The 20,734-nt window shown below is 63.3% G+C and carries 20 protein-coding genes and 1 pseudogene; 8 read left to right on the top strand and 13 right to left on the bottom strand.

The genetic code is table 11. The features are described 5' to 3' along the window. Nucleotides 1–23: 23 nt before the first annotated feature. The 10 genes from ACLRGI_RS08805 to ACLRGI_RS08760 all read right to left on the bottom strand — a co-directional run bounded on the left by ACLRGI_RS08805 (nt 24) and on the right by ACLRGI_RS08760 (nt 10,654). Nucleotides 24–581: a dihydrofolate reductase family protein gene (locus ACLRGI_RS08805; protein ID WP_419201291.1), complete on the bottom strand. Its 558-nt coding sequence runs from the start codon at nt 579–581 to the stop codon at nt 24–26. Between the two features lie 47 nt (nt 582–628). Beyond that, nucleotides 629–1,573, bottom strand: coding sequence for an ABC transporter permease (locus tag ACLRGI_RS08800; protein WP_419201290.1), 945 nt, complete (start codon nt 1,571–1,573; stop codon nt 629–631). Further along, nucleotides 1,563–2,294 (bottom strand): ABC transporter ATP-binding protein, encoded by a 732-nt coding sequence (locus ACLRGI_RS08795; RefSeq protein WP_089595922.1) that lies wholly within the window; start codon nt 2,292–2,294, stop codon nt 1,563–1,565. Before ACLRGI_RS08795 ends, ACLRGI_RS08800 begins: the two co-directional genes overlap by 11 nt. Nucleotides 2,295–2,390: 96 nt before the next feature. Next, nucleotides 2,391–3,542: an ABC transporter substrate-binding protein gene (locus ACLRGI_RS08790; RefSeq protein WP_419201289.1), complete on the bottom strand. Its 1,152-nt coding sequence runs from the start codon at nt 3,540–3,542 to the stop codon at nt 2,391–2,393. 155 nt (nt 3,543–3,697) lie between these two features. Continuing rightward, nucleotides 3,698–4,651 carry a homocysteine S-methyltransferase gene (gene mmuM / locus ACLRGI_RS08785; RefSeq protein WP_419201288.1) on the bottom strand — a complete coding sequence of 318 codons (954 nt, stop codon included), beginning with the start codon at nt 4,649–4,651 and terminating at the stop codon, nt 3,698–3,700. A gap of 99 nt (nt 4,652–4,750) precedes the next feature. Further along, nucleotides 4,751–6,154, bottom strand: coding sequence for a sulfate adenylyltransferase subunit 1 (locus tag ACLRGI_RS08780; protein WP_419201287.1), 1,404 nt, complete (start codon nt 6,152–6,154; stop codon nt 4,751–4,753). After that, a complete protein-coding gene (cysD, locus tag ACLRGI_RS08775) occupies nt 6,155–7,162 on the bottom strand; it encodes a sulfate adenylyltransferase subunit CysD (protein ID WP_419201286.1) in 1,008 nt (335 codons plus the stop codon). Then, nucleotides 7,159–7,983: a phosphoadenylyl-sulfate reductase gene (locus ACLRGI_RS08770; protein WP_419201285.1), complete on the bottom strand. Its 825-nt coding sequence runs from the start codon at nt 7,981–7,983 to the stop codon at nt 7,159–7,161. The genes cysD and ACLRGI_RS08770 overlap by 4 nt, the downstream gene beginning before the upstream one ends. Then, a complete protein-coding gene (locus tag ACLRGI_RS08765; RefSeq protein ID WP_419201284.1) occupies nt 7,980–9,722 on the bottom strand; it encodes a nitrite/sulfite reductase in 1,743 nt (580 codons plus the stop codon). Before ACLRGI_RS08765 ends, ACLRGI_RS08770 begins: the two co-directional genes overlap by 4 nt. A gap of 164 nt (nt 9,723–9,886) precedes the next feature. Further along, complete coding sequence (locus ACLRGI_RS08760) at nt 9,887–10,654, bottom strand: sirohydrochlorin chelatase (RefSeq protein ID WP_419201283.1); 768 nt, start codon at nt 10,652–10,654, stop codon at nt 9,887–9,889. Between ACLRGI_RS08760 and ACLRGI_RS08755 the strand changes: the two genes are divergently transcribed. From ACLRGI_RS08755 to ACLRGI_RS08740, 4 genes and pseudogenes are all read left to right on the top strand, one after another. Then, nucleotides 10,655–11,326, top strand: a complete 672-nt coding sequence (locus ACLRGI_RS08755; protein WP_419201282.1) for a trimeric intracellular cation channel family protein — start codon at nt 10,655–10,657, stop codon at nt 11,324–11,326. A gap of 13 nt (nt 11,327–11,339) precedes the next feature. Further along, complete coding sequence (locus tag ACLRGI_RS08750; RefSeq protein WP_419201281.1) at nt 11,340–11,765, top strand: hypothetical protein; 426 nt, start codon at nt 11,340–11,342, stop codon at nt 11,763–11,765. A 384-nt stretch (nt 11,766–12,149) separates the two neighbouring features. After that, nucleotides 12,150–12,278, top strand: a pseudogene (locus ACLRGI_RS08745) (type IV toxin-antitoxin system AbiEi family antitoxin domain-containing protein); the annotation flags it as partial. A 102-nt stretch (nt 12,279–12,380) separates the two neighbouring features. Continuing rightward, nucleotides 12,381–13,019 (top strand): endonuclease domain-containing protein, encoded by a 639-nt coding sequence (locus tag ACLRGI_RS08740; protein ID WP_419201340.1) that lies wholly within the window; start codon nt 12,381–12,383, stop codon nt 13,017–13,019. Between the two features lie 126 nt (nt 13,020–13,145). On the opposite strand, the gene ACLRGI_RS08735 is transcribed toward ACLRGI_RS08740, so the two are convergent. Genes ACLRGI_RS08735 through ACLRGI_RS08725 form a run of 3 tightly spaced genes read right to left on the bottom strand, consistent with a single transcriptional unit; the run spans nt 13,146 to nt 16,392 of the window. Next, entirely contained in the window at nt 13,146–14,249 is a 1,104-nt protein-coding gene (locus tag ACLRGI_RS08735; protein WP_419201280.1) for a polyprenyl synthetase family protein, read from the bottom strand. A gap of 9 nt (nt 14,250–14,258) precedes the next feature. Further along, nucleotides 14,259–15,602: a geranylgeranyl reductase family protein gene (locus tag ACLRGI_RS08730; protein WP_419201279.1), complete on the bottom strand. Its 1,344-nt coding sequence runs from the start codon at nt 15,600–15,602 to the stop codon at nt 14,259–14,261. 28 nt (nt 15,603–15,630) lie between these two features. Beyond that, nucleotides 15,631–16,392, bottom strand: coding sequence for a demethylmenaquinone methyltransferase (locus ACLRGI_RS08725; protein ID WP_419201278.1), 762 nt, complete (start codon nt 16,390–16,392; stop codon nt 15,631–15,633). A gap of 91 nt (nt 16,393–16,483) precedes the next feature. Between ACLRGI_RS08725 and ACLRGI_RS08720 the strand changes: the two genes are divergently transcribed. From ACLRGI_RS08720 to ACLRGI_RS08705, 4 genes are all read left to right on the top strand, one after another. After that, nucleotides 16,484–17,869 carry an isochorismate synthase gene (locus ACLRGI_RS08720; protein ID WP_419201277.1) on the top strand — a complete coding sequence of 462 codons (1,386 nt, stop codon included), beginning with the start codon at nt 16,484–16,486 and terminating at the stop codon, nt 17,867–17,869. A 158-nt stretch (nt 17,870–18,027) separates the two neighbouring features. Continuing rightward, nucleotides 18,028–18,825, top strand: a complete 798-nt coding sequence (locus ACLRGI_RS08715) for an ABC transporter substrate-binding protein (protein WP_419201276.1) — start codon at nt 18,028–18,030, stop codon at nt 18,823–18,825. Nucleotides 18,826–18,925: 100 nt separating this feature from the next. Continuing rightward, on the top strand, nt 18,926–19,717 hold the full coding sequence (locus tag ACLRGI_RS08710; protein WP_419201275.1) for an amino acid ABC transporter permease: 792 nt from the start codon (nt 18,926–18,928) through the stop codon (nt 19,715–19,717). A gap of 11 nt (nt 19,718–19,728) precedes the next feature. After that, the gene (locus ACLRGI_RS08705) at nt 19,729–20,523 is read left to right on the top strand and encodes an amino acid ABC transporter ATP-binding protein (RefSeq protein ID WP_172324363.1); all 795 of its coding nucleotides are present in this window, start codon (nt 19,729–19,731) and stop codon (nt 20,521–20,523) included. Nucleotides 20,524–20,734: the final 211 nt, after the last annotated feature.

Below are 20,734 nucleotides of genomic sequence, written 5' to 3'. Positions count from 1 at the left end.
GCACCCTCTAGGTGGGTCGGGCCTCAATCGGCCCTTCGATAGTGCATGGACACTGCGCCATTGCTGAGTGGCTCGGCTGAGACCAGCTCGAGGCGTCGCGTGCTGGGGAGTCCGCCTTGGTAGAGGGTGGGACCGTGGCCGGCAATCATGGGGTGGACCAGGAACCTGTACTCGTCGATCAGATCCAGCCGGTCCAGTTCCGTGGCCAACGTGCCGCTGCCGACCAGCACGCCCTTGGGAGTCCCGTCTTTGAGACCCTGCACCGCAGTGCGCAACCCGCCGGTGAGGTGATGGCTGTTGGTCCAGGGAAAGTCGCTCCTCGTTGTGGAAACGACATACTTGGGCATGGTCTCCAAGGTGGTAGCCCACTCGCGCAGGGCTGGCGGCGCTTCCACCTCGCCGCGGGCCACCAAGGGCCAGTAGGCCTCCATCATTTCGTAGGTAGTCCGGCCCCAGAGCATCGCACCGCTTTCCTCCAGTAGCCGGGTGAAGAGGGCATGCGTTTCGTCGTCGGCGATGCCCTCCCGATGGTCTACGCAGCCATCCAAAGTGACGTTGATGCTGAAGGTTAGAAGGCCCATTCGGTGATTCTAGGCGGTCGAAGGCAATTGCGCAGGGCCCGGCGGACCTAGCGGCTGCTGCCTGCCAACAACCCACGACGCTGCAGCAGACGCTTCTCAATCGGCCCGAACACCAAGAGCTCGATCAGAATGCCGACGAACAGGATGAGCAGGATCGCTGACATCACGATGGTCATGTCTGAGAGCAAACGGCCCTGGTCCAGCAAGGAGCCCAGTCCGAACCCGATGGTGCCCCCGACCGCGATGATTTCGGCGGCCATGAGTGAGCGCCAGGAGAAGGCCCAGCCCTGCTTCAGTCCGCCGATGTACCCGGGAAGGGCCGCGGGAAGAACAATCTGCAGCGCCATCTGGAGCCGGTTCGCGCCGAGGACTGTGCCCACGCTGCGGTACTGCGGCGGGATCTGGTCCACACCGGAAATGAGTCCGTTGATGATGGACGGGATGGCACCCATGAACACCACAAAGTAGACGGTGGCGTCGGTCAGGCCGAACCAGATGATCGCGGCGGGAACCCACGCCACGGAGGGCAGGACCTGCAACCCGGAAATGAGCGGTCCGAACGCGCGGCGCAAAGGAGCCACCTGGGCCAGGATCAACCCCACCGGCGTCGCGATGACCACCGAAATCAGGAAGCCGATCACACCACGTTGCAACGATGTCCATACTGCTTCCTGGACTTTGCCTTCGCCCCACATGGACACGAACTGGGTGAGGACGTCCAGCGGCCCGGGAACGAGGTCGCGCCGCTTGAACTCAAGGGAAACGTAGAACTGCCATGCGAGGATCAGGACCACCAGCGCGGCAACGGGCAGCAGCACCCGATTCCATTCGATGCCGGCTTTGCGTCCGCTGTCCGACTGAAGATTGTCCAGCCCTGCCTCGAGGTCCCGGAGTTCGGAAGCATTGCCTTTCAGCGACGGGGAGGTGATGTGCTCTTTGGATTCGGTCACGGGAAGGGTCCGCTCTTCGGTGGTGATGGGGTTACTTGGCATGGCGGCGGATCTCCTCGCGAAGACGGCGGGTAATGACGCCGGTGAGCTCCCCCGCGCGGCCGGCATCGGTCCGGTGTTCCTCGGTCACATCCCATTCGGCCACCACACGGCCGGGACGCGAGGACAACAGCAACACACGCTGGCCTAGACGGACGGCCTCGCGAACGTTGTGCGTGACGAACACGATTGTCCGGCCGGTTTCCTTCCAGATCCGCTCGAGTTCGTCGTGCAGAAGATCACGGGTGATCGCATCCAGTGCAGCGAACGGCTCATCCATCAACAGCAGCTGCCGGTCCTGAGCCAGGGAACGGGCCAAGGCAACGCGCTGCCTCATGCCGCCGGACAATTCGTGGGGGCGCTTATCCCCTGCGCCGCCCAAGTGCACCAGTTCCAGCAGCTCGGTGGCGCGGGCTCGCCGGCTCGCCTTCGTGCTGGACTTGTCAGCCAACTGCAACGCCAGCTCGATGTTGCCGCGAGCTGTCAGCCACGGGAACAGAGCGGCGTCCTGAAACATGAAGGCAGCGCCGTCGCTGGGTACTTCAAGAGCGCCCGACGTCGGCGGTTCCAGTCCCGCCATGATGTTCAGCAGGGTGGACTTACCGCAGCCGGACGCACCGAGGAGGGCGACGAACTCGCCTTGGGCGATGGTGGCGTTGACGTCGTCCAGCACCGGGGCGCCGTCGCCGAAGCGCTTGCCCAGGTTCTCGAGTACGACTGGCATGTTCCCGTCCTTCATGTTGATTGGTAGAGCTTGATGTGGCCGAAGGCCGGCCCGCTCCCCTCCAAAAGCAGGGGAAGCGGACCAGCCTGTTACGGCCTAATCCTGGCCAAGACCTGCAGCGGAGGTTTTCTTGCCTTCAACCTCGTTCAAGGTCCGGAGGTCGAAGATGCCGTTGATGTCAGCCTGCTGGGTGGTGCCGGCTTTGACGCCATCCTCCAGGAGCTTGTTGTACGTTCCGGCCAGCGGGTCGGTGGTGAACTTGATGTTCTGCAGCGCCCGTTCAATCACCTTGGCCGGAAGCGGCTTGCCCGCAGTGTCCTTAAGGACCGCGTTGATGGTGGTCGCTTTGTCCGCAGCGGAAGCGCTGTTGAGCCAGTTCACGGATTCCACGTGACCCTTCAGGAGTGCTTTCACGGTTTCCGGGTGCTCGGCGGCGAACTTCTTGTTCACGATCAGGATGGTGGTGGTGAAGTCACCGTTTTCCCACAGGTCCTTCTCATCCACCAGGACCTTCGCTCCGGCTTCGAGGACCAGACGCGAGGCCCACGGCTCCGGCAACCACGCGCCGTCGAGCTTCCCGTCGGTGAAGAGCTTCAGCGACTGGGCGTTCTCGGTGGGGTTGATGTTCACGTCACCGCTGCCATCGGTGTTGGTCTTGAAGCCCTGGTCACCGAGCCAAGCGCGGAGCGCCACATCCTGGGTTCCGCCAAGCTGCGGGGAGCTGAGGATCTTGCCTTTGAGGTCGGCTGCAGAGTTGATCTCCGGCTTGACCACCAGCTGGGCGCCACCGGAAGCTGCACCGGCGATGATGCTGATGGACTCGCCCTTGCTCTTGACGAAGGAGTTGATGGCCGGGTTCGGGCCGATGTACGTGGCGTCGATGGCGCCGGCGTTCAGGGCTTCGATGGCGGCGGGGCCGGCGTTGAAGACCTGGGTGCTGAGCTTGGTCTCGCCCAGTTCCTTGGCGATCAGGCCCTTGCTGGTTCCTACCAGCGCCGGAGCGTGCGTGACGTTGCTGAAGTAGCCGAGCTTGAGTTCGGCGGCCGGCGTTGCCGTCGGCGCCGGGGCGGCCTGGTTGTTCTGCGAAACAGCGGAAGCAACTGCAGCGCCTGCACCGATCAGCAGCACCAGGCCGACGGCCAGGGCGATCTCTACAGTGCGGCGGCGCTTGGGCTTGGAGGCGGTCTCACCGGCGACGATGCGGGTGGTACCGGAATCGGGTTTCTGTGACTCGGGTGTGTTAGCCATAAGAGTGGGTCCTTAGGAAAGGTGGGATGCGAGCGGGGCGAAGATCAGGCCCCGTGACATCGCCCGTCGAGGGCAAGCAAGGACCATTCCGGAGAGGTCATGCCTTCACAGTAGGGACTGTCATATTTCGGCTTCAATCCCGCAGAAATCAAGGTTCACGCAGGTTCACGTGGCGTCATATTCGCTGCCAGGCCTTCAATGTCGCGCGGAGTTGTGCGGCAGCACCCACCTATGAGATGGGCTCCGCGGTCCTTCCACTCGGCGGCGTTGCCGGCCAAGGTTCCGGTCCCTGCATTTCCCGTAGACGGACCCCACGTCTTGGTCACAGGATCGTAGCTCTCCCCCGAATTCGGGTATGCGACGAGCGGCTTGTTCGAGGATTGCTGCAGGGTCCCGAGTGCGTCCGTGACCAGTTCCAGCGGCACGCAGTTAACGCCGACGGCGGCCACCCGCGGTTCCGCGCTGAGCAGCGCAGCCACCTGCCCGAGGGGCGTCCCGTCACTGATGTGCCCGCTGTCCCGCAGCGTGAACGTAAACCAGGATTCGACGTCGAACTCCGCCACGAGCGCCAACAGTGCCTCCGCCTCGGCGTAGGACGGCAGGGTTTCGCACGCCAGGAAATCTACGCCGGCTTCCACCAGCGCAGCGGTTCGGGGCCGGTGGAAGTCCCGGAATTCCGCGGGAGAAAGCGTGTAATCACCCCGGTATTCAGAGCCATCGGCGAGGTAGGCGCCGTAGGGCCCCACGGATCCGGCCACCATAAGCGGCCCGCTCGCGGTGCCATCCAGCAAGGCTTCGCGCCGGGCTTCGTCGGCCAGCCGGACGCTCAACGCCACCAGTTCCAGCGACTCATCTACGCTCAGCCCGCGCCGGGCAAAACCCTGCGGAGTTGCCTGATAGCTGGCCGTGATGGCCACGGAGGCACCGGCGTCGAAGTAGTCGCGGTGGACCTGCTTGATCAGGTGCGGCTGCTCCAGCAAGACCTTGGCTGACCACAACGCGTCTTCGAGGTCGCAGCCGTGAGCCTCCAGTTCCGTGGCCAACGCTCCGTCCAGGACCAGGTCCTTACCGGAGGCCAAGAGCGTGCTGAGGGTGGTGTTCTGTGGCATGGGTCCTTCCCCAAAAAGAAAACCGCAGCTTGTTCGAAATTCCCGCCGTACAACGTGAGGAGTCGCGAACAAGCTGCGGTTTTGTGACTACGTGTGACCCTAGATGACGTAACGTTCGTCTTCGTGGTCGCCCGGGTGGTCCTTCACCAAACCGGCAGCAAGAGTGTTGCCGTCGATGGGGTCGATCACCAGGAAAGCGCCGGTGCGGCGGTGGTGCAGGTAGTTCTCCAGCGGCAACGGAGCGGACAGGCGCAGCTGTGCATGTCCGATGTCGTTGAGCTCCAGGTTGGACGCCGGCTCCACGTTGAACGTGGCCAGGTCCAGCTTGCCGGTGACGTTGCGGACCAATGCCTGGACCGTGCGCGTTCCGTGCTTCACCAGGACCTTCTGGCCTTCGCGGAGCGGCTTCGGAGAGAGCCAGGCAAGCGAGGCATACAGGTCAGCCGTGCTTTCGCGGACCGTGCCGGTAGCAGCGATGGTGTCACCGCGGGCGATGTCGATCTCGTCAGCCAGGCGGACAGCCACGGACTGCGGAGCAGCGGCCTCCTCCAGCGACTGGCCGGCAAAGTCGATGCCGATCACGGTGGTGGTACGCGGCTCGTGGCCCGGGCTGATGACGGAAACTTCGTCACCAAGCTTCACGGAGCCCTCGGTGATCTGGCCGGCGTAGGCGCGGTAATCGCGGTACGCCTCCACATCCAGCCCGGCAGCAACAGCATCCGGAGCCAGGGCACCCTGCGGACGGATAACCAGCTGCACCGGGAAGCGGAAGCTCTCCAGTTCGGCCTCGAGCTCGTCAGCAGCCGGAAGGGTTTCCAGGACCTCCAGCAGGGCAGGTCCGGTGTACCAAGGGGTGCGCTCGGAACGGTCCACCACGTTGTCGCCGTCGAGGGCCGAGACAGGAACCACGAGGAGATCAGCAACGCCATCGGAACCGAGGCCAAGCTCGCGGGCAACCTTCTGCACGTCCGCTTCGATGTCGCGGAACACCTGCTCGCTGAAGTCCACCAGGTCGATCTTGTTCACAGCCACAATCACGTGGGCAACACGCAGCAGCTGCAGCACGGACAGGTGCCGGCGGGTCTGCTCCAGCACACCCTTACGGGCGTCAATAAGGACGACGACGGCATCCGCGGTGGACGCGCCGGTTACCGTGTTCTTGGTGTACTGAACGTGGCCGGGGCAGTCCGCCAGGATGAAGCTGCGGCGGTCCGTTGCGAAGTAGCGGTAGGCGACATCGATGGTGATGCCCTGCTCACGCTCGGCACGCAGGCCGTCGGTCAGGAGGGCGAGGTCAATCCCGCCCTTCTCCCCGCCGAAGCCGCGGTCCGCAGAGGTGCGGGCAACGGCGTCGAGCGTGTCAGCAAGAATCGCCTTGGAATCGTGAAGGAGGCGGCCCACCAGAGTGGACTTGCCGTCGTCCACCGAGCCGGCAGTGGCGAAACGGAACAGTGTTGTGGGCAGGGCTGTTTCCAGCCCGGCAGCCAGTGTTTCGGTGCTCATTTAGAAGTAGCCGTCCTTCTTGCGGTCTTCCATGGCGGCCTCGGAGATGCGGTCATCTGCTCGGGTGGCGCCACGTTCGGTCAGGGTGGAGGCAGCGACTTCAACAACGACGTCGGCCACGGTGCGGGCGTCGGACTCGACGGCACCTGTGCAGGACATGTCGCCCACCGTGCGGTAGCGCACCAGCTTGGTGATGACTTCCTCGTTGGGCAGCGGCTGGGAAACCTCGCCCACCGCGCGCCACATGCCGTCACGAGCGAAGACTTCGCGCTCGTGGGCGTAGTACAGGCCGGGGAGCTCGATGTTCTCGCGCTCGATGTAGCGCCAGATGTCCAGCTCGGTCCAGTTGCTGATGGGGAATGCCCGGACGTGCTGGCCCACGGTGTGGCGGCCGTTGTACAGGTTCCACAACTCGGGGCGCTGGTTGCGCGGATCCCACTGGCCGAACTCGTCACGGAGGCTGAGGATGCGCTCCTTGGCACGGGCCTTGTCCTCGTCACGGCGGCCGCCGCCGAAGACGGCGTCGAACTTGTTGCGTTGAATGGCGTCCAGCAGCGGAACGGTTTGCAACGGGTTGCGGGTGCCATCGGCGCGCTCGGCCAGTTCACCATTGTCGATGAACTCCTGCACGGAACCCACCACCAGCTTCAAACCAAGGCGCTCAACGGTGCGATCCCGGAAGTCGATCACCTCAGGGAAGTTGTGGCCCGTGTCCACGTGCAGAACGGGGAACGGAACCTTGCCCGGCCAGAACGCCTTGGTGGCCAGGTGCAGCATGACCACTGAATCCTTGCCGCCGGAGAACAGCAGCGCAGGCTTCTCGAACTCGGCAACAACCTCGCGGATGATATGGATGGCCTCGGACTCAAGGGTGTCCAGTGAGCTCAGGCGCTCGACTGAGGGTCCGCCGTGCCCGCTTCGCGATGCCCGCCACGCCGCGGCGGACCCCTCAGCCTCGCTCTGCAACTGGTTCAACTCGAGGTCCTCGCTGGTTGTTTGGGTGCTCATGTGTGTAGTCCGCATTCTGTCTTGTCGGATCCTGCCCAGCGGCCGGCTCGGGGGTCTTCGCCCGGGGCCACTTTGCGGGTGCAGGGCTGGCAGCCGATGGACGGGTAGCCCTGGCTCAGGAGGGGGTTGACGGGAAGGATGTTGTCCTCGGAGTACTCGATCAGCTGATCGAAGGTCCAGTCCACCATCGGGTTCACCTTGACCAGGCCAAAGCCCTCATCCCAGGTGATCACAGGAGTGTTGGTGCGGGTGGGTCCCTCGTCGCGTCGGACACCGGTGAACCACACTTCGTAACCGGCCAGCGAGCGGCGGAGCGGCTGGACCTTGCGCAGCGCGCAGCACTGGGCGGGGTCGCGGGCGAACAGGTCCTTGCCCAGCAAGCGGTCCTGCTGCTCCACAGTGGTCTCCGGAAGGACGTCCACCACGTTGACGCGGAGGTTCGCGGCGACTTCGTCGCGCGTCTCATACGTCTCCTTGAAGTGGTACCCGGTTTCCAGGAACAAGACGTCGACGCCGGGAAGCTGGTCGGCCACCAAGGCAGGCAGGACGGCGTCGGCCATGGAGCAGGCCACCGTGACGGTGGGCAGCTCGAAGTTGCGGGCTACCCAGGCGATGACGTCCCGGGCAGGTGCGTTCCAACCGAGTTCCGCGGCACCTTGTTCGGCCAGGGCCTTGAGTTCCTCGTGGGAGCGGAGGGCAGCGGCAGGCGATGCCGCCCCCGCCCCTTCGCCGCGCGGCTCCGACAGGCCAGCGCGCGGCTCCGACGGGCCCGATGCCGCTCCCTGGGCGGCATCGCCTACCACTCGCTGATTTGTGCTCATTGGAGATCTCCTTCATCTGCCGAGTGTGCCCACTCAGCGAAGGTCTGGCCTTCGGCGCCTACGGCGACGAACTTACGGACCACGCGCTCCACATAATCGGGCAGGTCTTCCACCGTGACCTTGAGGCCGCGGACGGTACGTCCCAAACCGGCTTCCTCGCGCTCGTTGTTTGCCAGCCCGCCACCGAGGTGGACCTGGAAACCCGGGGTGGGGTCGCCGTCGGGTGTTGGCAACATCATGCCCTTCAGACCGATGTCGGCCGTCTGGATACGTGCGCAGGAGTTCGGGCAGCCGTTGATGTGGAGGGACAGTGCCGACGGCAGCTGTTTGGTTTCCACGAGATCCGCCAGGCGGCGCTCCAGCTCAGCGATGGCCGCAGCTGCCGTGACCTTGGTTTCCACAATGGCCAGCTTGCAGAACTCGATACCGGTGCAGGCAATGGTGCCGCGGCGGAACACCGACGGACGGGCGGACAGGCCCAAGGTGTCCAGCTCGGCGATCAGCGGCTCCACCTGCTCCTTGGCCACGTCCAGGATGACCAGCTTCTGGTGAGGAGTAGTGCGCAAACGGTATGAGCCGTGCTTCTCCAAGGTGTCCGCCAGCGCAACAAGTGCCTCGCCGGAGGTACGGCCCACAGTGGGGGTCACGCCGATGAAGAACTTGCCGTCCTTCTGCTCGTGAACGCCGATGTGGTCACCGGGGGCCGTGGGCTTGGGAGCTGCGGGACCGTCAGGAAGCTTGAAACCGAGGTATTCGTCTTCAAGGATCTGCCGGAACTTGGCCGGACCCCAGTCGTTCATGAGGAACTTCAGGCGGGCCTTGGTGCGCATGCGGCGGTAGCCGTAGTCGCGGAAGATGCTGGTGACGCCCAGCCACACTTCAGCGGCAACATCCGCGGAGACGAACACGCCAAGGCGTTCGGCCAGGCGCGGGTTGGTGGAGAGGCCGCCGCCAACCCAGAGGTCGTAGCCTGCGCCGAGCTCGGGGTGGACCACGCCAACCAGGGCGAAGTCGTTGATCTCGTGCACCACATCCTGGGACGGGTGGCCGGTGATGGCGGTCTTGTACTTGCGCGGCAGGTTGGCCAGCTCGGGGTCACCGATGAAACGCTCTGCGAGCTCGTGGATCAGCGGGGTGGGATCGATGATCTCGTCCTTGGCGATGCCCGCAACCGGGGAGCCAAGAATAACGCGGGGAACGTCCCCGCAAGCTTCGGTGGTGGACAGTCCGATGCTTTCAAGGCGGCGCCAGATTTCCGGCACGTCCTCGACGCGGATCCAGTGCAACTGGATGTTCTGGCGGTCCGTGAGGTCGGCCGAGCCGCGGGCGAAGTCCACGGAGATCTGGCCGATGACGCGCAGCTGCTCGGTGGTCAGCGCACCGCCGTCGATGCGCACGCGCAGCATGAAGTACTTGTCTTCGAGCTCGTGCGGTTCAAGCGTTGCCGTCTTGCCGCCGTCGATCCCGGGTTTGCGCTGGGTGTAGAGGCCCCACCAGCGGAAGCGGCCATGAAGGTCAGTGCCATCGATCGAGTCGAAGCCCTCTTTGGAGTAGACAGACTCAATACGCTCACGGACGTTCAGCCCGTTGTCTTCCTGCTTCCAGGTTTCGTTGGCGTTCAGTGGAGCGGTGCCGTCAACCTTCCACTGGCCGTGGGGCTTGGCGGCAGGGCGGGTGCGCGCCGGACGCGAAGGGACTGCGGCGTCCGCGGACGCACCGGCTACAGCTGTATCTGTCATACATCGACTGTAGGTCTGGCCAGTTTTCGCCAGCAAAGGTCCGGAAACGCGAAGTCACCTAGGGAAACATTTCGTCACGAAGGCTTGATCGGCCTTGTTCGGAGGCCCTGTTTTGTGCAGGTCCTCTTTGGCCGCTTCTCCGCGTGAATCCGCGTGAATAAAGGTTAGGAGAGCCTTTCCAACACCGCGTCGTACCGTTCCAGCGCGATCTCCGCCAACACAGGAGACGGCAGCAGCGGTGCCGCCACAACGTCCGCGCCGGCTTTTGCCAGCTGGTCGTGGAAATAGCCGGTTGCCAGCAGGTAAGAGGCAATGAAGACCCGGCCGGTCCCACCGTCGGCGGCGAGCTCGGCACGCAAGGAGGCGACGCCGTCGGGCACTGTTGGCTGGGCACTGGCGCCATAAGCGACCCGCACTTTGTTGGGCAGCAGCTCGCCGAGGAGCCGCCCCTGCTCTTCCGAGTCAACCGAGCCGTCCGGAAGGGACGATCCCGCGGCGGCCAGCAGCACGCCGTCGTTCTCCTGCAGCCCGGCCGCACGCAGGTGGGTGGCCAACAACTCGGCCAGACGAGGGTCCGGACCCAACGGCCTGGCGGCAACTACCTCAGGCCGGCTCTTGATGGCCTTGGGCACGTCCACCTTGATGTGGAAGCCGGTAGAGAGCAAAAGCGGTACGACGACGGCGGCAGTCCCGTCAGGCAGGCTCTCCACCACGCCGCCCAACTCGGGTTCCTGCACGTCAACGTAGGCCTCAACAACGCGCAAACCGGGGCGGAGAGTTTCAATTTCCGCCATCACGCGCCGGATGGCAGCTTGGCCTTCGGCATTGCGGGTTCCGTGGGCGCAAGCGATCAAGACGGGGCTGTTCATGGGAGCTAGCGTAACGTTGTGCCAGCACCTGTTGTTAAGCACGTTAAGAAAGAACCCGTCCACTTGATTTCCTTTGACATTGTTCTTCTTTGGCTTGACCTCATCGGCGTGTTCTTTTTTGCTGTGTCGGGCTCGTTGTTGGCCGCCCGGAAGCAGTTCGACTTTGTTGGTTCAGTGCTCCTCGCTTCCATTGCGGCGCTGGGCGGTGGGGTAATCCGCGACATCGTGATCAACGCCGGCCCCCCGATCGCCTTCACAAACCCCGCCTACCTCGCCCCGCCTGTGCTGGCAGCCCTGCTGGTCTACTACCTTTTCTCGTCGGTGCAGCGTTTCACATCCCTGTTGACGCTGTTCGATGCCGGCGGATTGGCGTTGTTCTGCATCACCGGCACCCTGAAGGCCATCAGTGCGGGCATGAACCCGGTGGCTGCAATCCTGTTGGGCGTCACCACGGGAGTGGGCGGCGGCCTGCTCCGTGACATCACCGCCAACGAAGTCCCCACCCTGTTCAACAACCGCGACATCTACGCGCTGCCCGCCTTCGTGGGCGCCGGATTGACCACGCTGATGTGGCACCTTGGCCTGTTCAGTGGGCTGACTGCCTGTGTCATTGCCGGTGTTGTTTTCGCTTTCCGGGTGACAGCCTGGCGCCGCAGCTGGTATGTTCCCCTGGCTGTGCGTGGTTGGCATCGCGCAGGGACCGGTGGGGGCGCAATTTCGGGTGTCCGGGATTAGCTAGGATAAGAGCATGACTGACATGTTCCTCGAGAAGTTCCGCGCGCTGGTCCCAAAGTATCTCGAGGATGAATGGCAGGAAGAAGACGGCCTCACGCCGGACGAACTGGATGACGCCCTCGCCGATCACTCCTTCACCATCCCGCTGGTCCTGCGCGAGTTCTACCTCGCAATCGGCGGCTGCGAGGACCTCATGGAGGCCTACCACTACTTCTGGGACCCCGAAGAACTCGAAGTGGACGACGAAGGCTTCCTCATGTTCCTTGAGGACGAGGACGAACAGTTCACCTGGGGCTTCCGAACCGCCGATCTCAGCATTCCGGACCCCATCGTCTGGCGCCGCAACAATGCCCGGGGCCAGTGGAAGAGCGAAGAGGGCACGTTCTCGGAGTTCGTGTTCGACATGTTCGAGTGGGCATTCAACGACGACGAAGACTAAGCCCCGTTGCCCGCGTGGCTTCCTGACCCGGTTTGAACTGCTTCCGGCCCCTACGCACCCTTTACTGGTTGCGTAGGGGCTGTTTTGCGTTCAAAGGAGGTCACGAAGCCACAGGTCTCAGAGGTTAAACGGAATGGCCCCGGTTCGTTGCAACGTTACGAGTCATACGCTGCACCGAACCGGGACCACAATCTCCGTTCGCATCAGACCCACCGGAGGCATTTAGTGGATCCGTGAATAGCTTATGACAATCCTGTCACATGCGCAACTTTGGGGGTCAATGGGAATTCAAACGCTCCGCGCTCTCTTTACGACCTCGTGGAGTTATCCACATAGGCCGACAAGCAGGCGCGGTGCGGACCCTGACAGCGCAACCATTGCTGGATGGATCTCACCGAATTCCTACAATCCAGACACGGTGCCGCCAGAACCGCAGACTTGAAGCGCGGCGGCTTCTCCGAAAGGACAGTCGCAACCGCGGTGGCGTCCGGATCAGTCGTCAGGTTACGGCGCGGCATCTACGTCGCCAAAGGAGCAGACCCCGACGTCGTAGCAGCCTTTCGCTCGAACGGGCTCCTGACCTGCGTCTCGGCAGCGAGATTCTACGGTCTTTGGGTGCTTCACGAACCAGAGGCTGTGCACTTGAGCTGCGGAAACGGACTCCCCAATCCAAAGATCGTTGACCATGCATCCGGCACCCATCCGCCGCATTCCTACCTACCTGTCGCCGGCGTTGCTGATGTTCTGATGCACACCCTCCGTTGCCGCCCGGAACTGGAGGCCCTGGTCTTGGTTCAAAGCGCTGTGAGCCAGGCGTTCCTCAGCCCGCACTACCTGAGGGCTAAGCTCGCGGGACCCCGCAATGGCCGGGCGAGGGCAACTTTGGGATTGATCATTCCACGGGCAGATTCTTTGCTGGAGGTTTTGGCCCATACTCACTTCACCAGGGCAGGACTCAAGGTGAAGATGCACGTCCAGCTACCCGGCGTCGGTGAAGTTGACTGCCTCATCAACGATTGCCTCGTGATCGAGCTCGATGGTGGGACGCATCTGGAGGGACGCCAAGTGAAAAAGGACCAATACCGAAACAACGCCAGCATGCGTGGCGGCTTCCTCGTCCTTCGTTATTACTACGCCGACGTCGTCCACCACCCGGGAAGGATGGTGGCTGAGGTGCTCGCAGTCCTGAACAACAGGAAAGCCGGCTACTTCGGACCCTCACGCTGGACGCCAAAGTGGGTGCCGGCGTCGTGATGTGAGTGGATGCCGTGGCGTCCTGACCCTTTTTGGAAGCAGAACGGCCGCTATGCAACCCGAAAAGGGTGCATAGCGGCCGGTAAGAGCCTAAACAGGGTCAGGAAGCCACAACCCAAAGAAGAACTAGCTGCTGCGGTCCACCACTGCATGGGCGAAGTTGGTCAGCGACGCCTTCACGACACCCTCCGGCAGCGGGGCCAGGGCAGCGACGGCCTCGGCTGACCACTGGCGGGCGATCTTCCACGATTCGTTGGTCACAGGATGCTCGCGCAGTCCGGCCACAGCCTCAGCCAGGGCAGAGTCGGAAGACAGATCGCCATCAATCAATTCCAGCAGCTCAGCAGCGGAGGCGTCCCCGGCAGCAGCATCCCGGCGAAGCAGCAGGACGGGCAGGGTGGGAACACCTTCGCGGAGGTCCGTGCCCGGGGACTTGCCGGACTTGACCTTCACACCGGTGACGTCGATGACGTCGTCGGCAAGCTGGAAGGCAACGCCCACCTTTTCGCCGTATTCCACCAGGAGGTCCTCGTAGGACTCATCGGCACCCGCGAAGATCGCGCCGAGCTGGCCGGAAGCCGCCACCAGGGAGCCGGTCTTATCAGCAATGACGGACAGGTAGTGCTCCACCGGATCTTCGTCTTCGCGCGGTCCCACGGTTTCGTGGAGCTGGCCGAGGCACAGACGCTCAAAGGTGCGGGCCTGAATGCCCAGTGCACGCGAGCCAAGCTCGGACACCAGGATGGAGGCGCGGGCGAAGATGAGGTCGCCTGTGAGGATGGCCACTGAGTTGCCCCACACTTCGTGGGCAGTGGGGGCACCGCGGCGGAAGGGAGCCGAGTCCATCACGTCGTCGTGGTAGAGCGTGGCAAGGTGGGTCAGTTCCACCACAACAGCGGCCTGGACAACCTCGGGGCGTGAAGCATCGCCAAGGTGGGCGCACAGCAGGGTGAGCAGCGGACGAATGCGCTTACCACCGGCCTCCACCAGGTGGCGCGACGTCGCGTCAGCCAGGGGGTCGGAGTTGGAGATGGCTTCGCGGAGCTTTTTCTCCACCCGGGCAAGGTTGGTGGTGATGGCAGGGCCGAGCTCGGGGTCGCCCGCAATCGCGGCAAATCCGGCGGGCAGCTGGAGTCCCGTTGCGATCGCAGTGGTGTTGGGAGCAGGCTCAACAGCCCGCGGCAAGCCGTGCCCGGCATGCGTCCAGCTGTGTTCGGCAGAGTTCGTCACGAGTCAACCCTAACTAGTTGTTGCGGAAACCGCGGAGTCGGTGCCTGCCGGCGTAAGGGCGCGGGCAGAGGAAGTATTGGAGGTCGCCGGAACCAACATCTCGAGGACCCGGATCACGCGGTCTTCAAAACCCTTGGCAGAGGGATCCGTGAGGTTCGCGAGCATCCGAACCACGAAGCGCATGAGCACGGGAATGGGCATGCCCGTGCGCAGTGCCAGCTTCATCACGGCGGGCTTCCCGATCAATGAAGCAAACATCCGGCCCAGGGTGAAATGCGATCCCCACTGGTCCCGCACATAGTCCGCGTATCGCGAAAGATGAGCGTCGGCGTCGTGCGTTGACCAACCGGCGGACGTCGAGCGCGAAGAAGCGTCAATCAAGAACTCGGCCGCGAACCGGGCGGATTCCATGGCGTAGGAAATGCCCTCGCCGTTGAACGGGGACACCATGCCGCCGGCGTCGCCCAGCAGGAGCAGCCCGGGTGAGTAGTGCGGCGTGCGGTTGAAGCCCATGGGCAGTGCGGCGCCGCGGATCTCCCCCACCTGGTTTTCAGGCGTGAAGCCCCACTCGGAGGGCATGCCGGCGGTCCACTCGCGGAGGACCTGCTTGTAGTCGAGCTTGCCGAATTCCTTGGAGGAGTTGAGGATGCCGAGGCCCACGTTGGAGGTGCCGTCACCAACCCCGAACACCCAGCCGTAGCCGGGCAGCGGTTTCCCGGACTTGCCGGGGAGTTCCAGCCAGCCTTCCATCCAGTCATCCTCGTGCCGTGGCGAGGTGAAGTAGGTGCGCACGGCGACGCCCAGAGGACGGTCGTCACGCTTGTGCATACCCAGCGACACCGCGGTTCGCGTCGAGTTTCCGTCGGCGGCGAGTACGACGTCGGCGTGGAAGTCGCGCGTTTCGCCCGTCTTGCGTCCGGACTCGTCAAGGATGGAAGCCCGTGCGCCGATGACGCGGCCATCCTCCGCGGTCAAGGCGGAGGTGACGCTGTGGCGTTCAAGCACGACGGCGCCCACGGACTGGGCGTGACGGGCAAGGTCCTCATCAAAACCAAGGCGCGTCCGAATCAGGCCATAGGTAGGAAAGTCAGCCACCTCGGGCCAGGGCAGTTCAATAGTGCGACCACCGGCAATGAGTCGGAGGCCCTTGTTACGCCTCCAACCTTCCGGGACGGCGTGAGGGAGCCCGAGCTTCTGAATTTCACGGACGGCTCGCGGAGTCAGGCCGTCGCCGCACACCTTTTCACGGGGGAAGGAAGTCTTTTCCAGCACCGTGACATCGATGCCCGACCGGGCGAGGTAATACGCAGCGGTGGACCCGGCCGGGCCCGCGCCAACAATCAGTACTTTCACGACGTCCTAATTCAACAGGCAGTGCTGGTTAGCCGGCTTGGTGGCGCGGCTTGATCTGGCGGCGGAGCTTTGCCACGGGAACACTTTCGCGGTGCTCAGCGGGCTTCTGTGCACGGTGCACGGCGACGATGCCGCCGCTGAGGTTTCGGTAGGTCACGTCCGTCCAGCCGGCATCGGCCAGCCACTGGGCCAAGTGGTCCTGGTCCGGCCAGGCGCGGATGGACTCGGCGAGGTACACGTAGGCATCCGGGTTGGACGAGACCTTGGTGGCGATCGCGGGGAGGGCGCGCATCAGGTACTCGGTGTACAGGTTGCGCCACAGGGGAACCACGGGGTGGGAGAACTCAGCAATGACCAGGCGGCCGCCGGGCTTGGTGACCCGCAGCATTTCCTCGAGCGCCTTGCGGGGTTCCACCACGTTGCGGAGTCCGAAGGAAATGGTGGAAGCATCAAAGCTGTTGTCGGCGAACGGCAGGTTGGTGGCGTCACCGGCAATGAAGTCGATGTCCGGGCGGCGGCGTTTGCCTACCTTGAGCATGCCCAAGGAAAAGTCGCAGGCCACAACGTCCACGCCTGCATCGGCGTAGGGTTCGCTGGAAGTTCCCGTCCCGGCGGCAAGGTCCAGGACCTTCTGACCCACCTTTACATCCATGGCATCAACCACGATCCGGCGCCAGCGCCGCGTCTGTCCCATGGACAGGACATCATTGACGACATCGTATTTTGGGGCGACATCATCAAACATCGTCGCAACTTCGTCCGGACGCTTTTCCAAGGATGCTCGGTTCACCCTGTAATTGTCTCAGACATTCAAGCGACTTTGCTGCGCTGTAGAAGTCGGCTCAGATTCTGGCTGCGCGCGGGAGTACTGTTGTTCCATCATGACGAGCACGCTCCGTACCTTGACAGTCCCCCTCGATGTTGAATCATCCTCCGGGGGGCTGCCGTCGTTTCTGGTGCGGGACGACGTCCTTTGCTGGTCCCGCCGCGAGGCCGGCCTGGTGGGCTACGGCGAGCTGACCCGCTTCAACGCCACCGGCCCTGAGCGCTTCCTTGAGGCGGACATCTGGTGGCGGCACCTCATTCTTGAGGCCGAAATCACTGATCATGTGGACGTCCCGGGCACGGGTCCGGTGGCCTTCGGCTCGTTCGCCTTCTCCAAAACCTCCCCGCATGTTTCCCGCCTGATTCTCCCCGAGCTTGTGGTTGGCATCCGCGACGGCCGCGCCTGGGCCACCCGGTTAACGTTCGACGACGGCCCCCTCACCGAGGCGGGCGTCCTCGCCTCCGTGAAACGTTGGCTTACTGAACCGGAACCCAACGGCGAGGGCTCAGCGGATGGAGCGTCCGACGTCGGACTCTCACCGGAGGTCGTTGCTGCGGACGGTTCCGCTGGTCGCCTCAGCAGTGGTTCCCTCAGCAGTGGTTCCCTGAGCCGCGGGTCCCTGAGTGAGGCCGCTTGGATGCAGGCGGTTTCCAATGGTGTTGAGGAGATCCGCGCCGGAAAGCTGGAGAAGCTCGTGTTGGCGCGCGACGTCGTTGCCAACCTTCCGGAAGGCGTCAACGCTGCGGAGGTGCTTCGCCAGCTTGCGGCGAGGTATCGCGAATGCTGGACCTACGGCGTGGACGGCCTTGTGGGTGCTACGCCGGAAATGCTGATCCAGGTGGAGGGCCGTACCGCGCAGGCACGTGTGCTCGCAGGAACCCTGGATCGGCGCGACGCGGACGGCATGGATGGCTCTCCAATGGAGTACGCCGAACGGGTCCTTGCCGGTTCGGAAAAGCAGCGGCACGAACACGAGATCGCCATTGATTCACTGACACGGCAGCTGGCTCCTTTCTCTGAGGCGATGAATTCCCATAGCGAGCCGTTCATTCTGGAGCTGCCCAATGTGTGGCACTTGGCCTCGGACGTGAAGGCTGAACTGGCGGATATCGAGGGGCACGTGCCTACCTGCCTGGCCCTGATCAACGCATTGCATCCCACAGCAGCAGTTTGCGGAACGCCCACGCTGGTAGCCGGTGCACTGATCCGCAAACTCGAACATTTGGACCGAGGCCCGTACGCCGGGCCGGTGGGTTGGCTCGATGCTGCAGGGAATGGCGAATGGGGCATCGCACTGCGCGGCGCTGTCATTGAGGACGCCAACACGGTCCGCTTGTACGCGGGTTGCGGCATTGTTGAAGGCTCCCAGCCGGAGGCCGAGTTGGCCGAAACCTGGGCCAAGTTCCGGCCCATGCTGGAATCTCTGGGCATCAAGCGCTGAATCTGGGATACCGGACAGCGCCTCTCCGGGGATGGTTGATAAGTGGGTAAACTTGTTATCCAATAGTGAAACTTCGTTTCCTGTGATGCACATCTCACGTTCGGCGCTACACTAAAACCGACTCAGTTCAGCATCCACCGCAACAAAAGGTAAACAACATGCAGATCTCCCGTTCGGTTCTGTCCGGCACCAAGATTGCCGCCGTGCTCGCAGCCGGCGCCCTGGCCCTGACCGCCTGTGGTGGTTCCTCCACCCCCGCCGCGTCCTCCGAGTCGGGCCTCAAGCTCATCAACGCCGGCAAGTTCACAGTGTGCTCGGACGTTCCCTACGAGCCTTTTGAATTCCAGAAAGACGGCAAGATCGTCGGCTTCGATATGGACATCGCCGCCGAGATCGCCAAGGACATCAAGGCCGAACTCAACGTGGTGGACAGCTCCTTCGAAGCAATCGAGACAGGCACCGCACTGACCGGTTGCGACGTCTCCATCTCCTCAATCTCCATCACGGACGTCCGCAAGAACGTCATGGACTTCTCCACCCCTTACTTGGACGACGACCTGACCCTCGTGGCCAGCTCGTCCTCCGGCATCACCAACATTGACAGCGCCAAGGGCAAGAAGGTGGGCGTCCAGCAGGCCACCACCGGCGCCCAGTACGCCAAGGACAAGGGAATCGACGCCCAGCAGTTCGAAGACTCCGGCCTCTTGGTCCAGGCCCTCAAGGCCGGCACCATCGACGCCGCCGTGGGCAACGGATCCGTCCTTGGCTACGCCATCAAGGACGACTCCAACCTCAAGCGCGTTGAAGACTACGCAACGGGCGAGAAGCTGGGCATCTCCATCAAGAAGGGGAACACCGCCATGGCCGATGCCGTGAACGCCACACTCAAGCGCATCACCGACGACGGATCCATGAAGAAGTTCGAGACCACCTGGTTCGGCGAAGCCAGCAAGTAGTCCGAGCCCCGGCTCCCCGAGATCCACGTAGGCGGGCCCCGAAACGATCTGTTCAGGTCCTTTCGGGGCCTCACCTGCGCAACATGAATGTGAGAACCCCATGGCAATGACTGCACGTCAACGAGCCAAAGTCAGTTTGTACGTCCAGGCCGGAATTTTCGTAGTGGCTGTGGTCGCAGTGATCCTTGCTGTGGACTGGAAGACCATTGGTACCAGCGTCTTCAACTTCGCCAAGATCGGGCCGATGTTCCCGGACATCTTCCTGGTGGGCCTCAAGAACACCCTCATCTACACAGCCCTGGGCTTCATTGTGGGCTTGTCCGGCGGCCTCCTGCTGGCCCTGATGAAGCTCTCATCCTTCCCGCTGTACCGCTGGCTCGCCACCGGCTACATCGAGTTCTTCCGTGGTGTTCCGGCCCTGCTGGTCTTCATCGCGTTCGGCTACGGTGTTCCCCTGGCCTTCGGAATCCAGTGGGACGTCAACATCATCGTGATGGTGTCCCTGGGTATGGTTGCTGCCGCGTACATCGCTGAAACCCTTCGCGCCGGCCTTCAGGCTGTGCCCAAGGGCCAGATGGAAGCCGCCCGTTCGCTGGGTATGCCGCACTGGCGGGCGATGGTTTCAATCGTCATCCCCCAGGCGTTCAAGATCGTCCTGCCGCCGCTGACCAACGAGATCATCCTGCTCACCAAGGACTCCTCGCTGATCTACGTGCTGGGCCTCACCGCTTCCCAGTTTGAGCTCACCAAGTTTGGCCGCGATGGCATCTCCAGCCTCGGCGCCGGCCTGACACCGCTCCTCGTAGCCGGTGCTTTCTACCTGGTGATCACCATCCCATTGAGCCTCCTGGCACGGAAGTTCGAAAGCCGCTCCGCGCGGACCAAGCGATAGGCAGGACAGTCATGAATAACTCCACTGGGAGCACGGCCACCGTTCGCGCCGCCGGCGTCAATATCAAAGACCTCCGCAAGTCCTACGGCAGCAACGAGGTCCTCAAGGGCATCTCACTGACGGTCGAACCGGGACAGGTTGTTTGCCTTATCGGGCCTTCGGGCTCCGGCAAGTCCACCCTCCTGCGCTGCGTCAACCTGCTTGAGCAGCCCAATGCGGGCACTATCAACGTGGGTTCATTTGAAGCCACCGATCCCGATGTTGACCTCAACAAGATGCGCCAAAGCGTGGGAATGGTGTTCCAGCACTTCAACCTCTTCCCGCACCTCAGCGTCCTGGACAACTGCACCATTTCCCAGACGAAGGTCCTCAAGCGCTCCAAGTCCGAGGCTTCGGAGGTGGCTCGCCACAACCTTGAACGTGTTGGCCTGGGGCACCTCGCCGACCGTTTCCCGGACCAGCTCTCCGGTGGCCAGCAGCAGCGCGTCGCCATTGCGCGGGCACTGTCCATGGACCCGCAGCTCATGCTCTTCGATGAGCCCACCTCTGCCCTGGACCCCGAGACCGTGGGCGATGTCCTGGCAGTCATGCGCAAGCTGGCCCAGGAAGGCATGACCATGTTGGTGGTCACGCACGAGATGGGCTTCGCCCGCGAAGTGGCCGACCGCGTGGTCTTCATGGACGCCGGTGTTGTGGTGGAAGAAGGGCCGGCGGAAAACGTCATCAGCGCTCCCACCCAGCCGCGTACCAAGGAATTCCTGCGCCGGGTCCTCGACCCCACGCACATCGGCGTCGAGGAAGCTTAGCTCCCTCGCTTTTCTTGGCGTGCTGGCGCCACGCATGTTCGTACGCGCCACTGAAACGGGAGGGTGACACCAATATTTGGCGTCACTCTCCTTTTGCGTCTAGCCTTCTCACGCGCTGAGGCGCACCCGTTTCCGCCGGCCGCGACACTCCTTCACCCGGGACGCACCCTTTCGCGCCATTCGCACCAGCGGTTACAGGGGCGATCGGCGG

It is taken from the genome of Paenarthrobacter sp. PPS72 (assembly GCF_048537125.1).
Lineage (GTDB): Bacteria > Actinomycetota > Actinomycetes > Actinomycetales > Micrococcaceae > Arthrobacter > Arthrobacter nitroguajacolicus_E.
The sequence above is the reverse complement of the archived record's forward strand: the minus strand, read 5'-3'. Positions and strand labels throughout refer to the sequence as shown.